Source organism: Microbacterium sp. NPDC059771 (assembly GCF_042732495.1).
GTDB classification, from domain to species: domain Bacteria; phylum Actinomycetota; class Actinomycetes; order Actinomycetales; family Microbacteriaceae; genus Microbacterium; species Microbacterium sufflavum.
This window is the reverse complement of record NZ_JBHWHK010000002.1, coordinates 288,468-305,762: the sequence shown is the minus strand read 5'-3', so window position 1 is coordinate 305,762 and position 17,295 is coordinate 288,468. Positions and strand designations below refer to the sequence as shown.

Annotated in this window: 20 protein-coding genes and 1 tRNA gene; 14 read left to right on the top strand and 7 right to left on the bottom strand. The window is 70.0% G+C overall.

Going from position 1 to position 17,295, the window contains the following annotated elements; genetic code table 11:
• The first annotated feature begins 10 nt into the window (after window positions 1–10).
• The 3 genes from ACFV3I_RS15245 to ACFV3I_RS15235 are packed head-to-tail and all read left to right on the top strand — an operon-like array spanning window position 11 to window position 3,045.
• The gene (locus ACFV3I_RS15245) at window positions 11–904 is read left to right on the top strand and encodes an SDR family oxidoreductase (protein WP_378823475.1); all 894 of its coding nucleotides are present in this window, start codon (window positions 11–13) and stop codon (window positions 902–904) included.
• Window positions 905–916: 12 nt separating this feature from the next.
• The gene (locus tag ACFV3I_RS15240; protein WP_378802802.1) at window positions 917–1,546 is read left to right on the top strand and encodes an ATP-binding cassette domain-containing protein; all 630 of its coding nucleotides are present in this window, start codon (window positions 917–919) and stop codon (window positions 1,544–1,546) included.
• Entirely contained in the window at window positions 1,543–3,045 is a 1,503-nt protein-coding gene (locus ACFV3I_RS15235; RefSeq protein WP_378823473.1) for a hypothetical protein, read from the top strand. The genes ACFV3I_RS15240 and ACFV3I_RS15235 overlap by 4 nt, the downstream gene beginning before the upstream one ends.
• A 33-nt stretch (window positions 3,046–3,078) precedes the next feature.
• Here ACFV3I_RS15235 and ACFV3I_RS15230 read toward each other — a convergent pair whose 3' ends face one another.
• On the bottom strand, window positions 3,079–3,363 hold the full coding sequence (locus tag ACFV3I_RS15230) for a DUF1905 domain-containing protein (RefSeq protein ID WP_378823472.1): 285 nt from the start codon (window positions 3,361–3,363) through the stop codon (window positions 3,079–3,081).
• 17 nt (window positions 3,364–3,380) lie between these two features.
• Complete coding sequence (locus tag ACFV3I_RS15225; protein ID WP_378823470.1) at window positions 3,381–3,761, bottom strand: DUF1761 family protein; 381 nt, start codon at window positions 3,759–3,761, stop codon at window positions 3,381–3,383.
• Window positions 3,762–3,836: 75 nt separating this feature from the next.
• Here ACFV3I_RS15225 and ACFV3I_RS15220 point away from each other — a divergent pair, with 75 nt between their 5' ends.
• The 3 genes from ACFV3I_RS15220 to ACFV3I_RS15210 all read left to right on the top strand — a co-directional run bounded on the left by ACFV3I_RS15220 (window position 3,837) and on the right by ACFV3I_RS15210 (window position 6,553).
• A complete protein-coding gene (locus tag ACFV3I_RS15220) occupies window positions 3,837–4,454 on the top strand; it encodes a TetR/AcrR family transcriptional regulator (RefSeq protein WP_136034717.1) in 618 nt (205 codons plus the stop codon).
• Window positions 4,455–4,649: 195 nt separating this feature from the next.
• On the top strand, window positions 4,650–5,810 hold the full coding sequence (locus tag ACFV3I_RS15215; protein WP_378823468.1) for a glutathione-independent formaldehyde dehydrogenase: 1,161 nt from the start codon (window positions 4,650–4,652) through the stop codon (window positions 5,808–5,810).
• Between the two features lie 47 nt (window positions 5,811–5,857).
• The gene (locus ACFV3I_RS15210) at window positions 5,858–6,553 is read left to right on the top strand and encodes a TMEM175 family protein (RefSeq protein WP_136035220.1); all 696 of its coding nucleotides are present in this window, start codon (window positions 5,858–5,860) and stop codon (window positions 6,551–6,553) included.
• Between the two features lie 58 nt (window positions 6,554–6,611).
• Here ACFV3I_RS15210 and ACFV3I_RS15205 read toward each other — a convergent pair whose 3' ends face one another.
• Window positions 6,612–6,914: a hypothetical protein gene (locus ACFV3I_RS15205; RefSeq protein WP_378823466.1), complete on the bottom strand. Its 303-nt coding sequence runs from the start codon at window positions 6,912–6,914 to the stop codon at window positions 6,612–6,614.
• Window positions 6,915–6,950: 36 nt separating this feature from the next.
• On the opposite strand from ACFV3I_RS15205, the gene ACFV3I_RS15200 reads away from it, so the two are divergent.
• The 5 genes from ACFV3I_RS15200 (at window position 6,951) to ACFV3I_RS15180 (ending at window position 10,416) form a co-directional block, all read left to right on the top strand.
• Window positions 6,951–7,739: a DUF4839 domain-containing protein gene (locus ACFV3I_RS15200; RefSeq protein WP_378823464.1), complete on the top strand. Its 789-nt coding sequence runs from the start codon at window positions 6,951–6,953 to the stop codon at window positions 7,737–7,739.
• A gap of 152 nt (window positions 7,740–7,891) precedes the next feature.
• The gene (locus ACFV3I_RS15195; protein ID WP_247637747.1) at window positions 7,892–8,506 is read left to right on the top strand and encodes a TetR/AcrR family transcriptional regulator; all 615 of its coding nucleotides are present in this window, start codon (window positions 7,892–7,894) and stop codon (window positions 8,504–8,506) included.
• A complete protein-coding gene (locus tag ACFV3I_RS15190) occupies window positions 8,503–8,748 on the top strand; it encodes a hypothetical protein (RefSeq protein WP_378823462.1) in 246 nt (81 codons plus the stop codon). The genes ACFV3I_RS15195 and ACFV3I_RS15190 overlap by 4 nt, the downstream gene beginning before the upstream one ends.
• A 4-nt stretch (window positions 8,749–8,752) precedes the next feature.
• The gene (gene bla / locus ACFV3I_RS15185; protein ID WP_378823461.1) at window positions 8,753–9,685 is read left to right on the top strand and encodes a class A beta-lactamase; all 933 of its coding nucleotides are present in this window, start codon (window positions 8,753–8,755) and stop codon (window positions 9,683–9,685) included.
• An 8-nt stretch (window positions 9,686–9,693) separates the two neighbouring features.
• Window positions 9,694–10,416, top strand: coding sequence for a CPBP family intramembrane glutamic endopeptidase (locus tag ACFV3I_RS15180; RefSeq protein WP_378823459.1), 723 nt, complete (start codon window positions 9,694–9,696; stop codon window positions 10,414–10,416).
• A gap of 217 nt (window positions 10,417–10,633) precedes the next feature.
• Here the strand turns inward: ACFV3I_RS15180 and ACFV3I_RS15175 are convergent, their stop codons facing one another.
• Window positions 10,634–11,836 (bottom strand): hypothetical protein, encoded by a 1,203-nt coding sequence (locus ACFV3I_RS15175; RefSeq protein WP_378823457.1) that lies wholly within the window; start codon window positions 11,834–11,836, stop codon window positions 10,634–10,636.
• Between the two features lie 122 nt (window positions 11,837–11,958).
• Between ACFV3I_RS15175 and ACFV3I_RS15170 the strand changes: the two genes are divergently transcribed.
• A complete protein-coding gene (locus ACFV3I_RS15170; protein WP_378823455.1) occupies window positions 11,959–13,326 on the top strand; it encodes an FAD-binding oxidoreductase in 1,368 nt (455 codons plus the stop codon).
• Between the two features lie 161 nt (window positions 13,327–13,487).
• Here ACFV3I_RS15170 and ACFV3I_RS15165 read toward each other — a convergent pair whose 3' ends face one another.
• Entirely contained in the window at window positions 13,488–14,042 is a 555-nt protein-coding gene (locus tag ACFV3I_RS15165) for a TetR family transcriptional regulator (RefSeq protein ID WP_247637752.1), read from the bottom strand.
• A gap of 80 nt (window positions 14,043–14,122) precedes the next feature.
• On the opposite strand from ACFV3I_RS15165, the gene ACFV3I_RS15160 reads away from it, so the two are divergent.
• On the top strand, window positions 14,123–14,881 hold the full coding sequence (locus ACFV3I_RS15160) for an SDR family NAD(P)-dependent oxidoreductase (protein WP_378823453.1): 759 nt from the start codon (window positions 14,123–14,125) through the stop codon (window positions 14,879–14,881).
• A 300-nt stretch (window positions 14,882–15,181) separates the two neighbouring features.
• Here the strand turns inward: ACFV3I_RS15160 and ACFV3I_RS15155 are convergent.
• Together ACFV3I_RS15155 and ACFV3I_RS15150 are read right to left on the bottom strand one after the other, a co-directional pair.
• Window positions 15,182–15,272: transfer RNA gene (locus tag ACFV3I_RS15155), tRNA-Ser, on the bottom strand.
• Window positions 15,273–15,317: 45 nt separating this feature from the next.
• Window positions 15,318–16,364, bottom strand: coding sequence for a hypothetical protein (locus ACFV3I_RS15150; protein WP_378823451.1), 1,047 nt, complete (start codon window positions 16,362–16,364; stop codon window positions 15,318–15,320).
• Between the two features lie 140 nt (window positions 16,365–16,504).
• Here ACFV3I_RS15150 and ACFV3I_RS15145 point away from each other — a divergent pair, with 140 nt between their 5' ends.
• Window positions 16,505–17,281, top strand: coding sequence for a hypothetical protein (locus ACFV3I_RS15145; protein WP_136034697.1), 777 nt, complete (start codon window positions 16,505–16,507; stop codon window positions 17,279–17,281).
• Window positions 17,282–17,295 lie beyond the last annotated feature (14 nt).

Below are 17,295 nucleotides of genomic sequence, written 5' to 3'. Positions count from 1 at the left end.
TGCTGTGATCATGGTTGCCGACCCCCGCCTGTACGTGGTCACCGGAGCGGACTCCGGCCTCGGCCGCGCCGTCGCCGACCGGCTCTCCGCTCAGGGCCGGGTGATCACGTGCGGCATCGGCGACACGGTCGACGTCCGTGCCGACCTGGCGACGCCCGAGGGCCGCGCGCGGCTGCGCATCGAGGTCGACGCGCGCAGCGGCGGCCGCGTGGACGGCGTCGTCGCGGCGGCCGGCATCGGCGCACCGCGGGTGGAGACCGTGGCCCTCAACTACTTCGGCGCCGTCGCCGTCCTGGAGGACCTGCGGCCGCTTCTCGCCCGGTCAGCCGCCCCCGCCGCCGCCGTCGTGTCCTCGTCGTCGACGCTGAACCGCGGGAGCGGGGCACTGGTGCGGGCGTGCCTGCGGGGCGATGAGGCGACCGCGCGGCGCGTGGCCGCAAGGCTCATCCGCACGCGCCGCGGCAGCCAGCTCTACCGCTCCAGCAAGATCGCTCTCAACCAGTGGATCCGGACCGCCTCCGTGCGGCCGGAGTGGGCGGGTCGCGGCATTGTCGTGAACGCGGTCGCACCGGGGATCATCGCCACGGAACTGGTGATGCGGAACTGGGAGCGCGAGCGGCGCCTGCTGGAGACGGCGCTGCCGCAGCCGCTGGGGGCACCGGGGCCGGTCGCATCCGTCGCCGCCCTGCTCGCCCATGCCGTGTCCGCCGAGAACCGCTTTCTGACCGGCCAGGTCATCTACTGTGACGGCGGGACCGATGCCCTGACGCGGGGCACCCGACCGCAGCGGATCTTCCTGCGCTACCGCCCCCGCGAGATCCGGACACTGCTGCGGGAGTCGCGCCGGCTCAGCGCGCCGCCGTCGCCGACCCGCCCGGACCCCGCTCGGGGGGCGGGCAGCTGAAAGGATGTGTCCATGATCGAGGTGGACGGTGTCACGGTGCGCACGGGCGACCTGACCCTCCTCCCGGCCGTCACGGTGTCCGCGCAGCGGGGCTCCGCGCTGGTGATCCGCGGGGCGAACGGCTCGGGCAAGTCGACGCTGCTGCGTGTGCTGGCGGGCACCCGCATGCCCTCGCACGGCCGTGTCCGCATCGGCGGAGAGCCGGTGGCGCCGCGTGATCCCGGGTTCCGCCGCCGCGTCGCCGCGATGATCGGCCTGCCGCCGACCGCGCCCGACCTCACGGTGTTCGAGCACGCCCTCCTGGTGGCGACGACGTGGACGGCCGATGCCGCCGGCGCCGCGGAGCAGGCGCGGCGCGTGCTCGCCGAGCTCGGGCTCACCCCCCTCGAGCAACGTTTCCCCCACGAGCTGTCGTCCGGTCAGACGCAGCTGTTCGGCATCGCGCTCGTGCTCGCGCGGCCGTTCGAGGTGCTGATCCTCGACGAGCCGGAGCAGCGCCTCGACCCTGAGCATCTGGAGACGATGATCGGCGTGCTGCGGGCGCGCCGCGCCGACGGTGCCGCCGTGGTCGTGTCGACGCACAGCCCCACGCTCGCGGAGGCGATCGCCGACCAGACGCTCTGGCTGGACGCGGCAGCGTGAGCACCCGCGTCACCGCGGCCGTGCGGGTCTGGCGTTCTCGGAGCGCCCGCACCCGCGCCGACCACGCGTACGCCGCGTACCTCGGGCTCCTGGTGGCGCTGGTGGCGGTCGTCCCCCTCGTCCGCGCGGCGTGGCTGGGTCTGACCGGTCCGAAGGCGACGCTCGCGCTCACCTCGGGCGAAGCGCCTGGCGCGACCGTCGCGATCGTCGCCGGGCTGTGGGGCGGGGCCCTGCTCTGTGGCCCGAAGAGGGGACCGGCACTGCGGGCACCGTTCCTGACGCATGCCCTCGCCTCCGCCGAGCTCGCCCGCGCGGACGTGTTCCGTGGTCCGGTGCTGCGGGCCGGCGTCGTCGTCGCGACCCTGACCACCGCGTCGGCGGCGATGGTGGGCCTTGCCGTGGCCGCGAGCCTTGGAACGGGGATGCTCGATGTCACCGTGTTCGTCGTGGCGGGCGCGCTGGTCGGCGTCATCGCGACGATCCTGTGGCTGATCGGCCAGGTGTTTCCTCGCGCGGCGTTGCCGGGTGCGGCGGCGGTCGTCGCCCTCGGCGCCGCGACCACGGCCACACCGGGTCTGCGGCCGTTCACGCCCTGGGGCTGGGCCGGGCTCGCGTTCCCCGCCGGCGACGCACTTTCCGCGCTCGCCGCGCTGGTCGCGCTGAGCGCGCTGGCCACCGCGCTGTCCGCGACGGTGCCGATGCTGCTGGATCGGCTGGAGCTCACCGACCTGCTCGCCCAGTCGCTGCGCTGGGACTCGGCGACCGTGCGGGCGACGGGGATGGACTTCGGGGCCGCGGCCGCGGTCTACCGGACTCCCCCGCGGTTCGGTCGACGGCTTCGTGCCGTGCGGCCGCACCGATGGTCCGCGGTCGTGGTGCTGCGCAGCGACGCGATCGGAGCCGTGCGCACGCCCGGTCGGCTCCTCCTCGGTGTGGTCGCCGTTGCCGGCGCCGGCGTGCTGGGCGCGTTCGCCGTGGGCGCGTCGGGGCAGCAGTGGGCCTGGGGTGCGGCGGCCGGCGTGCTCCTGTTCGCCGGGCTCGGTCCCCTCACCGACGGGATCCGGCACGCCGTGGCCGCGGCCGCCGATCTGCCGCTCTATGGGATGAGCGACGAACGACTCCTCGCCGGACACGCCCTCTTCCCGGTGTCCGTCTCGACCGCCGTGCTGCTCGTGGTGGCGGCCGTGTGCGCGGCCGCGACGGGGTCGACCGTCTGGCCACCGGTCCTCGGAGTGCTGCTCCTCGGACTGTTCGGGGTCCTCACGCGGCTGGCGACCGCACTCCAGGGGCCGCTTCCGCCCGCGCTGCTCGCGCCGATGCCGACGCCGATGGGCGACCTCGGTGGCGCCGTGCGCTTCGCCTGGGCACTCCAGGGGGTGCTGCTCGCGGGGCTCGCGGGCGCCGCGACCGCGATGATCGCCGTCACGCCCGGTCTCGCACTGGGGACCGCGGTCGTCCTGATCGGGCTCTGCGTGCGCCGCTGGCGCCACCGGTACTAGGATCACCGGTGGGGGCCGCGCCGAGACCCGCGGTCAGTTCAGGCGCTCGGTCAGGTGCACCGTGACGCTGTCGCCGTCGGACTTGCCGATGCGCCGGCGGATGGCGGCCGCTACGGGGAGCTTGTGCGTGCCGTCGCCGAGGGCCATGAACGCGCCGCGGAAGGGTTCGCCGTCGACCGTTCCCGCGACCTTCACCAGGCCGCGCGTTCCGAAGACCGTCGCCGAGTCGGGCAGTTGCACGCACGTCCAGGTGTCGCCGTCGCGGACCTTGCCAAGCGTCGCGGTGAAGGTGATGTCGAGCGGAGTGCTGTTCGTCATGGTCGCTCCCGTGCCGTTCAGAGGAAGAGCCCGACGATGGCGCCGGTGAGCACGAGCTTCACGACCCAGTCGAGCAGGTGGACACCGGCCGCGGGCACGGCCGTGTTCTCGTGGATCACGCCGCCCGAGAGCAGGGCGAGGGGAAGCACGGAGAGCGCGAGCCCGAGCAGCGCTCCGGCTCCGGCGCCGTGCCACCCCGCGGTCGCCATGAGCCCGGCGATCAGCCCGGCGGCGAGCAGGCTGCGGACGACGACCGTGAGCATCTGCACGGCGACGGGGAGCCCGGGGCGCGGGGTACTGGTCCGTGCGATGAGCGTCGAGACCGCGGGGATGGCGTAGAGCGCGGCGCTGGCGAGGAACGAGGCCACCGTGGCGAGGGCGATGCCGAGGACGATCATGAGCGGCTCCTTTAGTACCGATTGGTACGAAACTACGCTCGGCATAGAGAACTGTCAAGTACTAAAGTGGGCGGTATGACCTCGCGCGCCTCCGGCCCCGGCCGCCCGCCCGGACTCACCGGCGACGCCCTCCTCGCCACCGCGCGCGACGTGTTCCTGGAGCACGGATACGCCGGGGCGTCCATGGAGGAGGTCGCCCGACGGGCCCGCATCTCCAAGGCCTCGCTCTACCGCGACCACTCCTCCAAGACCGAGCTGTACACCGCGGTCGTGCGGCAGTGGGCGGCCGCGGGCCGCGACGCGATGCGCCCGGCGCTCGAACGGCTCGCCGCCGACGACGATGTGCGCCGCGGCCTCACCGAGCTCGCGGAGACCATGCGCGCGGGGATCCTGAGCGAGCCCGTGCTGCGGATGCGACGCCTCGTGATCGCCGAGGCCCCGGCCCACCCCGAGGTCGCGCGGCTCTACCTCGAGGAGAGCTGGAACCGGAACATCCAGAACCTCGCCGACACGCTCGCGCAGCTCCCCGTCGACCGCGGGCTGCAGATCGACGATGCGCACGCCGCGGCCTCCGAGTTCACGTGGCTCGTGATCGGGCCCGCCCTGAACGCACAACTGCTGGGGGTCGACGAGACGGGCGGCCCAGCGCCCCGCGCGGTGGACGCGTTCCTCGCCCGCTACGGACGGCCCTGACCCGCGCCTGCATTGTCCTCCGTCGGCGCGGATCTGGAAAGGCCCTCAGTTCGCCCCCGGGTGCGGGGCCACGCTGGCCGGGCTCTCCGCAGCCCCGAGAGCCACGTCACGACACGGACGAAGCGAGGTGATCAGCCCGACCCCGATTCACTGCGACACCCCATCGACGTTTCACATCGCTGAAAGGAAGAGGAAATGAGAGCAGTCGTCTACGAGGGTCCGCGCTCGGTCAACGTCACCGACGTACCGGACGCACGGATCGAACGTCCGACGGACGTACTCGTCCGGATCACCACCACGAACATCTGCGGGTCGGACCTGCACATGTACGAAGGCCGCACGAGCTTCGAGACCGGCCGATGGTTCGGTCACGAGAACCTGGGCCAGGTGATCGAGGTCGGCGACGGAGTCGACAAGGTGAGCGTGGGCGACTACGTCGCGATCCCCTTCAACGTCGCCTGCGGGCACTGCAAGAACTGCGAGCGCGGCTTCACCAACTACTGTCTGACCGCGCAGCCGGTGCCCGAATGGGCGGGTGCCGCGTACGGCTTCGCCGACATGGGTCCGTGGGCGGGCGGGCAGGCCGAACTCCTGCGCGTGCCGTGGGGGGACTTCAACTGCCTGCGACTGGGAGAGGATGCCGAGGAGAAGCAGAACGACTACGTGATGCTCGCCGACATCTTCCCCACCGGCTACCACGCCACCGAGCTCGCGCACGTGAAGCCCGGCGACCAGACGGTCATCTACGGAGCGGGGCCCGTCGGATTCATGGCGGCATACTCGGCGATCATCAAGGGCGCCGGCAAGGTCATGGTCGTCGACCGGCACCCCGACCGCCTGCGGAAGATCGAGGAGATCGGAGCGATCGCGATCGACGACTCGGCGGTGGATCCGGTCGAGGCGGTCACCGAGATGACGATGGGGCTCGGCGCGGACAACGGATGCGAGTGCGTCGGCTATCAGGCCCACGACCCCGGCGGCGCCGAGGATCCCACCCTCACGCTGAACCGGCTCGTGAAGTCGGTGCGGTTCACCGGTGAGATCGGCGTGGTCGGGGTGTTCATCCCGCAGGACCCCGGCGCCTCGGACGAGCTGGCGAAACAGGGCAAGCTCGCCTTCGACTTCGGGGAGTTCTGGTTCCGCGGCCAGAAGCTCGGCAGCGGCCAGTGCCCGGTGAAGAAGTACAACCGGGCGCTGCGCGACCTCATCGCCGGAGAGAAGGCGACGCCGTCACGGATCGTCAGCCACGACCTCTCCCTCGAAGAGGCCCCGGAGGCCTACGAGCACTTCGACAAGCGCGACGACGGCTGGACGAAGGTCGTCCTCCACCCCGACCAGGCACCGGACGCGGCGTGACGGACCGGGACTGAGTCGCAGCAGGAGTCGAACAGGAGGGTGAGGCGATGGCGACGAGCGGCGCACCGGAGCCCCGACCGCAGAAGGGCCGCAGCACGCGCGCGGAACCCGGACGCGCCGTGGCGTTCAGCGACGCGATCATCGCGATCGTCATCACCCTCCTCGTGCTCGACCTCCGACCACCCCGAGCGGAGCCGGGCGAGCTGCTGACCGCGCTGCTCGAGGAGTGGCCGACCTACCTGGCCTATGCGGCGTCATACGCCTACCTCGCCGTCATCTGGCTGAATCACAAGGCCGCCTTCACCCGCATCCGCGAGATGGACCGCGGTCTGCAGTGGGCGAACCTCGGCATCCTCGCAGCCCTGGCCCTGATCCCGTGGCCCACCGCGGTGATCGCCGAGACGGCGCGGACGGGCAACCTCACCGACGAGCGGGTCGCGGTCGCGCTGTATGCCCTCATCGGAGCACTGCTGTGCTCGGCCTGGCTCGTCTTCTTCTCGCATCTGGCGCGGCATCCCGACCTCACGAACGACGACGTGGAGGACTCGTACTTCGCGCACGAGCGACCGCGCGCGCTCATCGGCGTCGCCCTCTACCTCGCCGCCGGGCTGCTCGGAGTCCTCGTGCATCCGCTGGTCGCGTCCGTGATCTTCCTCGCCATCCCCGTGTTCTACGGCATCACCAGCCACGGGCACGACCGGGCGCCCCGGCCTTTCCCCCGGGGGAAGCAGGACGAGCGTTGACCCCAGGACGGGACGAGGGTGACGGTGGGCTGTGACCCCCGTCCTGGGCCACGCATCATCAGCGCGTGAACAAGAGGACACCGGCCAAGATCGCCGCAGTGACCCCGATCAACGCGGGCCATCCCCACCAACTCCCCTTCGGGGGCCTGCCGGTCGCCGGTGGCATGCCCAGCCGCGCTCGGATCGCGTCTGCCTTGGACTCGAGCTCTTCCGAGCGATCCTGCAGGTGGAGGGGGGACCCCTCCGGCCATCGCATTCGATCGCGCGAGATGCTCTCGAGTTCGATGCGGATCTCCTCGAGCTGCCGCCGCAACTCACCCGTCTCTTCGGGGTCGATCTCGTGCCGGTCGTGAGTGTTCACCGTGTCGTCCATCTCGCATGAGCGATGCCAGGGAAGATGCGTGGGCAGTTCGCCCCTCAGATCCTCGCCAGGGTATCCGACGCTGCCGCCGAGACGGTGGAGTACGAGACCAGGAGCGTTCAGACAGTCCGTGGCACCGAGAAGCTCATGACCGCGAAGTGGGAGAAAGACGGCTGGGAGCTCGTCACCCAGAACACCGGCAAGGTCCGCACCGAGCTCGTCTTCCGCCGCCCCAAGCCTGCGTTCCCGTGGAAGCCGCTCGCGATCATCGGCGGCGTGCTGGTGGTCCTCGGCATCTTCATCGGGATCATGGTCGCGGTCACCGGCGATGACAAAGAGGGCAGCCCGGCACCGGCGGACACTCCCCGCTCCGAAGCCGTCGCGCCGCAAGACGAGTCGTCGACGGAGCCCCAGGAGTCCACCGCGCCGGCTCCCGCTGAGGAGAGTCCGCTGACCGTCGAGAACAACGCCGACCTCGCGGCTCTGCTCACGGGTCCCCAGGATGGCCCGACCGTCGAGGCCTTCGCCGCGCAGTACGCGGGCCAGCTGATCGAGTTCGACGGCGCGATCGGGGCGATGAACCGCCATGAGGGCTCCACGACCCGTTACGACATCCTCATCGCGAGCGGCGACTACAGCGAGACCCATTCGAACGGTGGCCCGAGCTTCCAGTTCCGCGACGTCTCCATCACGAACGACCTGCACCTGACGGATGACTCGCCGGACACGATCGGCGTCGGCGACAACCTCCACGTCATCGCTCGCGTCGGCTCGACCGACGGTCAGCTCTTCCTTCTCACGCCGGTGCAGACCAGCGTGCGCTGAGGTCTCCGCCCGGTAGCCAGGGGCACTGCCATGGCTCGCTTCCCACGCGTCCAGTTCCCGCCGCCATCTCGACTTCCCGAAATCTAATACAGTGTGATAGTCAAAGTCGGCTAAACTAGCACACTGTTATAGACGGATGGCTCGTGAGGGAAATGGACGAAGCATCGAAGGAACCGGGAACGCGGGCGAAGATACTCATCGCTGCGGCAACCATGCTGGGCGAGAACCCCACAGCACGTCTGAGTGTGAGAGCAGTGGCAGCCCGCGCTCAGGTGAGCACGGGCTCGCTCCGCCACTTCTTCCCGACACAGCGGGAACTCATCGACACGGTGGTGGCCGCGATGTATGACCTGGAGATCCCCGATGATCCGATCAATGATCATTCCTCGACGGCGGAGGAACGACTCATCGCATGCTTACAGCTGATCCTCCGTCAGGTCGGGGTGGGCGAGAGCGTCCGGAAGCAATGGGGGGCGCTGTACGAGGCGTATGTGGCCACGGCTCCATCCGAGGACGAGGCAGCGACCTACATCGCGCTGGACCGCATGGGGCGGCATCGCATCGCGCAATGGCTGACCACCTTGATCGACGAGGGTGCGATCTCCGGAGGTCGGGTCGAGGAGCGAGCGCGATTCCTCTCGACCGTGCTGGCGGGGCTCATGACCGAACGTGCGCTGCCCTCCGATGCCGTGGGCGTCGACGCCGAGATGGCGAGTCTGCGGCTCGCCGTGCACGCGGTCATGAGCGAGTGGCCCGTCGCGCGATGATCACCACCCCCATCACACCCGAACTCGTCGACGGCGTGGCGCGGCTCGAGAAGGTGGAACGCGGGATGAGGCCGCACAGGCTCCCCTCACACGTGTATCAGCGTGACGCCGACTTTCAGCTGCGCCTGATGGAGGCGCAACCATCCGACTCCCTGCACCCGGACAGCGAGACCCACCGCCTCATCGGCACACGCTTCGCCGACCTCGTCTTCGCGCCCACCGGGGCGTTCGGAGGTGCGTGAGGGCATGCGCCGAAATCTGACCCTCGGCCTCTGCTGCCTTCTCGCCGGCTTCGCACTCACGGGCTGCGTGGGCGCGCCTCCGCCTGCCGCCGAATCCGCCCCGGCGTCTCCTCCGGCCCGTGCGACCTCATCGAACCTCGACGCGCTCGTGGCAGACGAACTCGCGGGTCTCGAACGGGAGTACGACGCGACCGTCGGCGTCATGGCGGTCGACACCGGAAGCGGTGAATCCGTCTCGTACGGCGAGGACCGTCGCTTCGGCTTCGCCTCCACCATCAAGGCCTTCGCCGCGGCGGTCTTCCTCCAGTCCGTGTCGGGCGCAGCCCGCGACGAGATCGTGCGGTGGACGACGGAAGAAGCCGCCGCCGCCGGCCATGCACCCGTGACCTCGCAATACGTCGAGGACGGCCTGACCTACGCGCAGCTCGCCGAAGCCGCCGTGCGCGTCAGCGACAACGCGGCTCTCAATCTCATCCTCGACCGGATCGGCGGTCCCGCAGCCCTCGACGATGCACTCGCCGAGCTGGGCGATGCCACCACGGAGGTCGTGAACGACGAGCCGACCCTCAACACGATTGAACCGGGCAGCGCCGAGGACACCACGACCGCTGCCGCCTTCACGGCCTCGCTCGCGAGGATCCTGGACGGCTCTACATTGTCCGCTGCGGACACGGCGCTGCTCGTCGACTGGATGAGCGACAACCGCACCGGAGACGCCCTCATCCGCGCCGGTGCACCAGCAGGCTGGACGGTCGCCGATAAATCCGGAGGCGCAGGTCCGATCCGCAACGACATCGCCCTCGTCACGCCACCCGGAGAAGACCCCATCATCATCACGGTGCTGACGTCGCGGAACGATCCACATGCAGACTTCGACAACACGCTCGTGGCCGGAGCCGCCTCCATCGCCCTGCACGCACTCGACCGCAGCACCTGAGGAGAAGAATGTCGCACAGCGATCGGACCACCGCCGCCAACCTGCATGACAGCGTTAGGAACGGTCGGGTCACCTGGCCCGACCTCTGGCTGGCCGCCGGCGTCGCCATCGCGCTCTACGCGATCGGGATCCTGCTCTACCTCCAGATGCCGGACGATGACGCGGGCGCCAAGGGCCTGGCGCTGTTCGCGATCTCGGGGCTCGCGCCATCAGGCGGAGTACTCGTCATGATCGCCCTTCGCAGGCGTCCGGCAGCGCTCTTCGGCATCACGCGTGTGGCGCCGAAATGGCTCGCGATCGCATTCATGATCGGCATCGGAGTCGTCGCTCTCAACCTGGCCGTGACGACGCTGGTGAGCATGACCACGGACGCCGCCAATCTCCAGAGCGGTTACCAGTCCGCGGCGACCAGCGGCATCGGCGGGTTCCTCGGCGCCATCCTCCTCGGAGCGGTCCTCACCCCGATCGGCGAGGAGCTGCTGTTTCGCGGAGTGCTCTTCACCCTGCTCACCCGCTATGGCGTCTGGCTCGCGGCGATCCTCAGCAGCATCGTCTTCGCGCTCAGCCACGGACTCAACCTGTCGACGCCGGTCGCCGTCATCGTCGGCCTCGCGTCCGCCTGGCTGATGCACAAGACGAAGTCGGTCTGGCCCGGAGTCGTCGTGCACGCCGTCAACAACGCGTCCTCATCGATCGTCTCCGTCGTCTACGTCCACCTCATCGCCGGCTGAAGGCACGTCCGTCCGCGGGGATCGTGGTGTCTAGGCCTTCGCCCCCTGCACGAGCGTGCCCACGGTGTCGACGAGACCGGGGAACCGCTTCTCGAGGTCCACGGTCCGCAACGAGAGCAGGCATCTCGTGCCCTCCGGATCGAGCGGGGTGGCTGACCGGCGCCGAGTACCGCGTCGACGTCGGCATCACCCCCACGCTATAGGAGGAGCGGTCGCGCTAGACGGCAGACGTCACCCTGCGAACGATGCCGGCGACGAGTGTTCCGATCTGCTCGTGCGTCGTGAGGGTGAGCCGAAGACGACCCCCCTGCGTGAGAACACCGAGGATGCGCTCGCCTCTCACCTGCGTGGTCATCGTCGGACCCCAGATCGAAAGCACGCCGGAGCCCTCGTCGGCGGAGACACCGAGATTGCTGATCTCCAGGTCGGCGGCCGTCGCGGTGAGCATCGCCGCCTCGGCCGCCGCCGCGTCGCCGGGCGGGAGCGACGCGAGTATCGCGATCGATTCCGCCGCGCGCTCCCGGGCAGACCGCAGCTGCATGGAGGCACGCCGCGCCAGCGACCACAGGTCGTCTTCCGCGTTCGCACTCAGCATCACGGTGGTCGCGACGAACCGATTGACCACGGCATCGTCGAGCCCGAGGAGCGGACGCAGGTCGATGGGCACGTTGATGCGGACCTGCTCCTGCGGTGAGCCCGCGAGCAGCTCCAATGCCGCAGCAGCACACAGGACCCCCTGAACGGTCGAATCATTCGCTCGGGCAGCGGCACGAAGGCGTCCCGTCGTGACGTCGTCGAGCTCGGCGACGTCGATCGTGGGCGATGCGGCATCGAAGGGTCGGACGGCAGCGGGCCTCGGCGCCTCCTCGTCGGCAGACAGGCCGACCGCCGGCGTTTCGGCGGAAGGCAAGAGCTGCACGTGATCCTCTTGAGCGTCCGGGACGGTGCGCGCGCGCCGCGTTCGTCCTGCCAGCAGGGCGACCAGATCGTGAACGGCGAGGAGGGCTCCGCGTCCGTCGCTGATCTGATGAGAGAACGTGAGCACCACCGACGAGGCGCGCGTCGGCCCGGCGTCGGTGATCAACGTGGCACGAACCAGCGGGCTGCCCTCGGGGTCGATGGGGCGGGTCTGTTCGGCGGCGGCTTCGGTCTGCCAATCGCTCTCCCACACGTGGTTCACGGGGATCGGGGCATGGTCTCGGCGGAAGGTCGGGCGGTCGTCACCTCGGTCGATGCGGGCCGTCAGGAGCGGATGGAGAGCTTGCAGCTCGAAGAGCGCGCGCCTCAGCCGTCCCGGGGAGATCGGCGAGGCAAGTTCGACGGCGAGCGAGAACTGCACGGGATTGCGGGAGATGTAGAGATCGATGATCCGCTCGAACGCTCCCAACGGGCGAAGGGTGGACGTGGGGGGCATGTTCATCGGCTCTCCGGTCTATTACGGCGTGCTAGCGTACTCAGAAGCTAGCACGGCGTGCTAGCTCGCGGAGGGGAGGGCCTGCCGCTCGACTCGGTTTCCACCCGCTCGAACGAAGAGGAGAGACGATGACGAGAGACATCGATTGGGACGCATTGGCGAGCCGTCTGCGCGATGTGATGGGAGAGCGGGTGCTCCAGCCGGGAGACGATTCGTTCGCGACGGCCGTCGCACTCTGGAGCGCACACCCGACGCATCGCCCGGAGATCATCGCCCGAGTCGCGAGCACTGCAGATGTCCGATACGTGCTCGAATCGGTCCCGGACGACGTGCCGATCGCCGTCCGAGGCGGCGGCCATGACTGGGTCGGCCGAGCGCGGGCGGAGAGCGGCCTCACCCTCGACCTCTCGCAGCTGCGCGGCGTCCGGATCGATGCGACGGCACGAACCGCCACGGTCCAGGGCGGGGCCCGCCTGGAGGACGTGATCAATGCCGCAGGGGAACACGGCCTCGTCGCCGCAGTGGGCACGGTCAATGAGGTCGGCTTCACCGGGCTCGCCCTCGGCGGCGGATACGGCCCCTATCTCGGGATTCTCGGCCTCGCAGCCGACACCATCATCTCGGCAGAAGTCGTTCTTGCCGACGGGTCGATCGTGGCAGCCTCCGACGCGGAGAACGCGGACCTCCTCTGGGCACTTCGCGGAGGGGGCGGGAACTTCGGCGTCGTCACCTCTCTCGAGATCTCCCTCGAGGAAGTCCCGACCATGCTCGCCGGGACCGTCGTCTTCTCGCCGGCCGACATGAGTGAAGTGCTCGCCTCCCTCGACCGAGCCCTCCCCACCTTCCCCGATCAGCTCGCCGTCAGCCCCGCGATCGGCAGCAGCCCCGACGGCCACGCCGCGCTGCTCGTGACGCTGCACTGGAGCGGCGAAGCCGACGAGGGTTCCGAGTGGGTGCGAGTGATCGAACGCCTGGGAACGCCTCTGGCATCCACGATCGGACCCGCCACGCCACAGCAGGCGCTCCACGCGCTCGACGGCATGTTCCCCTCCGGGCGTCACTACACACTCCGCACGGCGTCCGTGACCGGCCTCACACCCGAGGTCATCGAGGTCCTGGCGGACGGAGAGCGACGCCGCACGTCTCCTCTGAGCGCGATCAACATCCACCATTTCCACGGCGCCGCCACCCGCATCAGCGCCGACCATTCCGCATGGGCGCTCCGGGAACCGCACCTCATGGTCGAGATCATCGCAGCCACCGCCGACACGGACGGTCACGACGAGCAGATCGCCTGGGCGGATCGCATTCTCGACGCGCTCCACCCCCTCGCCCTCCCTGCCGCCTACCCGAACCTTCTCCCACCCCGCGACACCGCACGTGCCGCCGCGACCTTTGGTAACAACATCTCCCGCCTCGACGCCGTGAAACGAGACGTGGACCCGACAGGCAGGTTCACCGGCATCCCCATCGGGTCGACTCCTCGCGGTCGATGACACCGGGGAAGCACGACATCGTCTGACCTGATCACCGCTGCCGTGTGGTGGATCACGCGGAGGACCGGCCCTGCACGCACCCCGGCCCTGAACGGCCCAGCCGACCGTCCGTCGTGATCGTCACGATTACCTCGGATGCGACTCGCTCGCGCCCGAGGGCTTCACGCGTCTCGGAGCATGCCTTCGACGGCTGCGACGACCGCGCGCCGATGCGCCGCGATTCGGCGAGGATCGTCGTGCGCACCCTCGAGGCCCGTGAGGCCGGTCGGAGAGAGCTGCCAGGCCTGCGCGATCGCGTAGATGAAGACGAGGACGTCGACCGGCGACAGAGCGCCCGGGCTCGCCGCCCGCACCCCCTCCACCTTGGCGGAATACACGTCGCTGGGCTCAGACAGCGCGGAAGGTCGCTCCAGCCGTGCCCACATGCTCAGGCGGAGAATGTCAGGACGTTCCTGGTGATGGTCGAACACTCTCCCCGCCCATCCGGCCAGGTCGTCGGGATCCGGAGGCACATCGTTCGCGAGCGTGCGCAACGCGGTCTCGAGTGCAGCATCGAAAAGACCGCTCTTGCCCCCGAAGTACGCGTAGATCATCCGCACGTTGCTCTCGGCGCCCCGCGCGATCCGATCGACCCGGCCGCCGGCGAAACCGTGCGCGGCGAACTCCTCGATGGCCGCGGCCAGGATCCGTGACCGGGTGGCTTCCGCGTCTCTCATGCGCTGCCCTTCGACTTGACGATCTCCGACCGCGCTTCTACGTTATCAGTAAGTAGTTATTTACTTATCGAGGAGTCAGCATGGATCATCCAGAGATCGCGATCGTCACCGGCGCAGGCCGGGGGCTGGGGCAAGCGACCGCGCTGGCCCTCGCCGAGAACGGATACCGCGTCGTCGTGGCGACCCGCTCCGCGGCGTCGGCCCGCGCCGTCGTGAGCCGCATCGAGGAAGCCGGTGGCGAGGCGCTGCCGCTGCATTTGGACATCGGGGACCCGCAGTCCATCGACTCCGCGACGACGACACTTCTCGCCGCGGTCGCCGCGAGGTGGCCGGGGTCTCCCCTCTCGGTGCTCGTCAACAACGCGGGGATCGGACGCTTCGCCCCTCTGGGTGAGGTGGGTGCCGCCGACTTCGACGACACGTTCGCCGTCAATGTCCGCGGGCCGTTCCTCTTGATCCAGGCACTCGCACCGCACCTCGCCAGAGGCGGACGGGTGGTGAACCTGTCGAGCTCGCTGAGTCGTCATGTGAGTCCCGCCACCGCCGTCTATGCGGCATCCAAGGCGGCCGTCGAAGCCCTGTCGCGGAGTCTCGCGCTCGAGCTCGGACGACGCGGCATCCGCATCAACACGATCGCCCCCGGTCCGACGGCCACCGACTTCAATGGCGGCGCCATGCGCGACGACGCAGAACTGCGCGCCGGGCTGAGCCAGCAGACCGCGCTCGGCGCGGTCGGCGAACCGGCGGAGATCGCCGATGCCATCGTCGCGCTCGTCGCGCCCGGCATGCGGTGGGTCACAGGTGAGCGCCTCGAGGTCTCCGGTGGAGTCCTCCTGTGAGCACGATCGCCGTCTTCGCTCCACCGGGCAGACCGGCCGCCGCATCGTCGACCGCCTCGCACGTGACGGAAAGGATGTCCTGGCCATCAGCCGCCGAACCGGCGGCAGCGCCCTCGGCGTCCGGACTGCCACCGCCGACCTCACCCGCACGAGCAACCCGCCAGCCACGGAGTCTGCGAGTGAATGTCATCCATCCTGAGCCCGAGCGAGTGGAGAGACTGGGCTTACCGCAACCGCTTCGTCGAACATGACGAAGGCCCCGCATCCCAGTCATATCAACGGGAGTCGGGGCCTTCGTGGTGGCGGTGACGGTGGGATTTGAACCCACGGTAGGGGGTTACCCTACACAACTTTTCGAGAGTTGCACCTTCGGCCGCTCGGACACGTCACCGCGGATCAGTTTACGACACACGGGGCGGCCGCGCGAATCGAGCGGTCACCAGGCCGCGGCGACCGCGGCGTGGGTGCGGAGGATGCCCTCGGTCGAGCCGGCGGGTGCGCGGCCGATGCCGCACTCGGTGGCGACGCCGAACGCCGGCACGTACGGGGTCGCTGCGGCGATCCGTCGACGCGCGCCCTCCTCGCCGTCCTCCCGGTGCACGAGGCCGAGGTACAGCTCGTCCACGGGCTCGAGCTGTGCGAGCGGGGCGAAGTAGGCCGCGTCGTCGTGGGCGATCGGCACCGGGAGGTGCAGCCACGTGAGCGGTCGGGAGCTCGCGGCGGCCACGGCGTTCGCGTAGCGCACGAGGTTCCCGGCGTCGGACGGCTCGAAGAAGTGCTTCTCCCCCGCGTCGCCGTAGCAGAGGTGCACCCCCACCTCGACGTCGGCGGGCACCGCGTCGACGAGGGCGGCGAGGCGCGACACCAGCCCGTCGAACGGATCGCCCGGCCACCACGCCTCCATGACCGCGCCGTAGCCCGACGCGCGTTCGATGATGCCCATCTCGCTGGCCACGTCCCACTGCACGGCGAGGTCGTGGTGCGGGATCCCGGCGAGGATCTCATCGAGCTCGCGCAGGATGGCCGCGGTGTACACCGGCTCGATCGCCGCGCGGTCGTCGCCGTGGAAGAACGAGGAGATCACGGCGAGCGGCGTGGGCAGCGACACCTGGAACCGGGTGCCCGGCGCCACGGCACCCTCCTCGCGGAGCCGGGTGAACAGGGCGTACGACTCGAGAGCGGCCTCGGCATACCCGAGCGGGGGCAGCTCGATGCGCGCGGGGTCGACGCCCTCGGCGAGGCGGAGCCCCCGCGCGTCGATGCCGGCCGGGAACGGGATGGGCTCGTCGCCGATCCGCTCGATGCCGTCGGCCCGGCCGATCACGTCGGGCTGGAACATGATCCAGTGGAACCGCTTGCCGACCTCGCCGTCGGGGAGGCGGCGCAGGCGGTCGCCCAGCAGCTCCGCCGCCGTGCGCATGGTGGTCTCGGCGTCGTCGTAGTTCACACTGCCCACGAGAAGGGCACCCTGGGGCTGCGTCATCGCCCCAGGATATCGGTGGGGTGCGGCGCGACCGCCCGCGCCTTTTGCCCGGTCGTGGCGCCCGGCACCTCCGCACCAGCCGGTTAGGATTGCCTAAGAACCCGCCGTCTTGGGGTGGCATCGACGGGAAGGACAGCAGCATGGCATTCATCACCTCGGAGGCTCTCGCCGACACCGGCTACGTCGTCCTCGACGACGACACGAGCCCCATCGATCCCGCCGAGTGGCGCGACCTGGAGTACGTCGGCTGGCGCTCGTCCGGCATCACCCGCTTCGCCCCGCTCACCAGCTACGCGGGCGACATCGACTGCAACGGCTTCTGGAACCGCACGCCTCCCCGCACCGACAAGGACGGCGTGTGGATCGACGCGCAGGTCGCGATCGCGCCGACGCTGCAGAGCCGGGCGCTGGAGCCGGGCGCGGGCATCGGCCGGTGCCGCGTGATCGAGCTGCAGCCCAACGACTACGCCGACGCGATCTACAACCTGCACCAGGACGACAACAACCGGCTCAACGAACCGGGCACGGGCTGGGTGGTGCGCGGCTACGTCAACCTCACCGACGACACGGAGTCGATGCTCATCCTCCGTTCCGACCGCTTCGACCCCGCGACCGAGGTGCGTCTGCCCCTGCACGCCGGCTCCCGCATCGTGATCGACACGCAGCGGTTCTGGCACGCCGTGTGGCACCGCGGCACGGCCCCGCGGTACGCCCTCATCACGTCGTGGACCAGCGGCCCCGAGCTCGACGCCTACATCGCCGCGCACCACGGAGACCCGCACCCGCCCACCGTCGAGCTCGACCCGCGCCTGGTCGAGGCCGCGCAGGTGGAGATGCACCGCCGCATCGAGGAGCGCCGCCGCGCGTTCGAGGCGCAGGGCATCGTGATGGAGCCGCCCGTCGACATGAGCGTCTGACCAGGGGCCCCACC

What these genes read in the sequence shown, in the direction of transcription:
- ACFV3I_RS15245 (WP_378823475.1), top strand. Translation starts at nt 11, where the DNA reads ATGGTTGCCGACCCCCGCCTGTACGTGGTCACCGGAGCGGACTCCGGC.
- ACFV3I_RS15240 (WP_378802802.1), top strand. Translation starts at nt 917, where the DNA reads ATGATCGAGGTGGACGGTGTCACGGTGCGCACGGGCGACCTGACCCTC.
- ACFV3I_RS15230 (WP_378823472.1), bottom strand. Translation starts at nt 3,363, where the DNA reads ATGACGAACAGCACTCCGCTCGACATCACCTTCACCGCGACGCTTGGC.
- ACFV3I_RS15225 (WP_378823470.1), bottom strand. Translation starts at nt 3,761, where the DNA reads ATGATCGTCCTCGGCATCGCCCTCGCCACGGTGGCCTCGTTCCTCGCC.
- ACFV3I_RS15220 (WP_136034717.1), top strand. Translation starts at nt 3,837, where the DNA reads ATGACCTCGCGCGCCTCCGGCCCCGGCCGCCCGCCCGGACTCACCGGC.
- ACFV3I_RS15215 (WP_378823468.1), top strand. Translation starts at nt 4,650, where the DNA reads ATGAGAGCAGTCGTCTACGAGGGTCCGCGCTCGGTCAACGTCACCGAC.
- ACFV3I_RS15210 (WP_136035220.1), top strand. Translation starts at nt 5,858, where the DNA reads ATGGCGACGAGCGGCGCACCGGAGCCCCGACCGCAGAAGGGCCGCAGC.
- ACFV3I_RS15200 (WP_378823464.1), top strand. Translation starts at nt 6,951, where the DNA reads ATGCGTGGGCAGTTCGCCCCTCAGATCCTCGCCAGGGTATCCGACGCT.
- ACFV3I_RS15195 (WP_247637747.1), top strand. Translation starts at nt 7,892, where the DNA reads ATGGACGAAGCATCGAAGGAACCGGGAACGCGGGCGAAGATACTCATC.
- ACFV3I_RS15190 (WP_378823462.1), top strand. Translation starts at nt 8,503, where the DNA reads ATGATCACCACCCCCATCACACCCGAACTCGTCGACGGCGTGGCGCGG.
- bla (WP_378823461.1), top strand. Translation starts at nt 8,753, where the DNA reads ATGCGCCGAAATCTGACCCTCGGCCTCTGCTGCCTTCTCGCCGGCTTC.
- ACFV3I_RS15180 (WP_378823459.1), top strand. Translation starts at nt 9,694, where the DNA reads ATGTCGCACAGCGATCGGACCACCGCCGCCAACCTGCATGACAGCGTT.
- ACFV3I_RS15175 (WP_378823457.1), bottom strand. Translation starts at nt 11,836, where the DNA reads ATGAACATGCCCCCCACGTCCACCCTTCGCCCGTTGGGAGCGTTCGAG.
- ACFV3I_RS15170 (WP_378823455.1), top strand. Translation starts at nt 11,959, where the DNA reads ATGACGAGAGACATCGATTGGGACGCATTGGCGAGCCGTCTGCGCGAT.
- ACFV3I_RS15165 (WP_247637752.1), bottom strand. Translation starts at nt 14,042, where the DNA reads ATGAGAGACGCGGAAGCCACCCGGTCACGGATCCTGGCCGCGGCCATC.
- ACFV3I_RS15160 (WP_378823453.1), top strand. Translation starts at nt 14,123, where the DNA reads ATGGATCATCCAGAGATCGCGATCGTCACCGGCGCAGGCCGGGGGCTG.
- ACFV3I_RS15150 (WP_378823451.1), bottom strand. Translation starts at nt 16,364, where the DNA reads ATGACGCAGCCCCAGGGTGCCCTTCTCGTGGGCAGTGTGAACTACGAC.
- ACFV3I_RS15145 (WP_136034697.1), top strand. Translation starts at nt 16,505, where the DNA reads ATGGCATTCATCACCTCGGAGGCTCTCGCCGACACCGGCTACGTCGTC.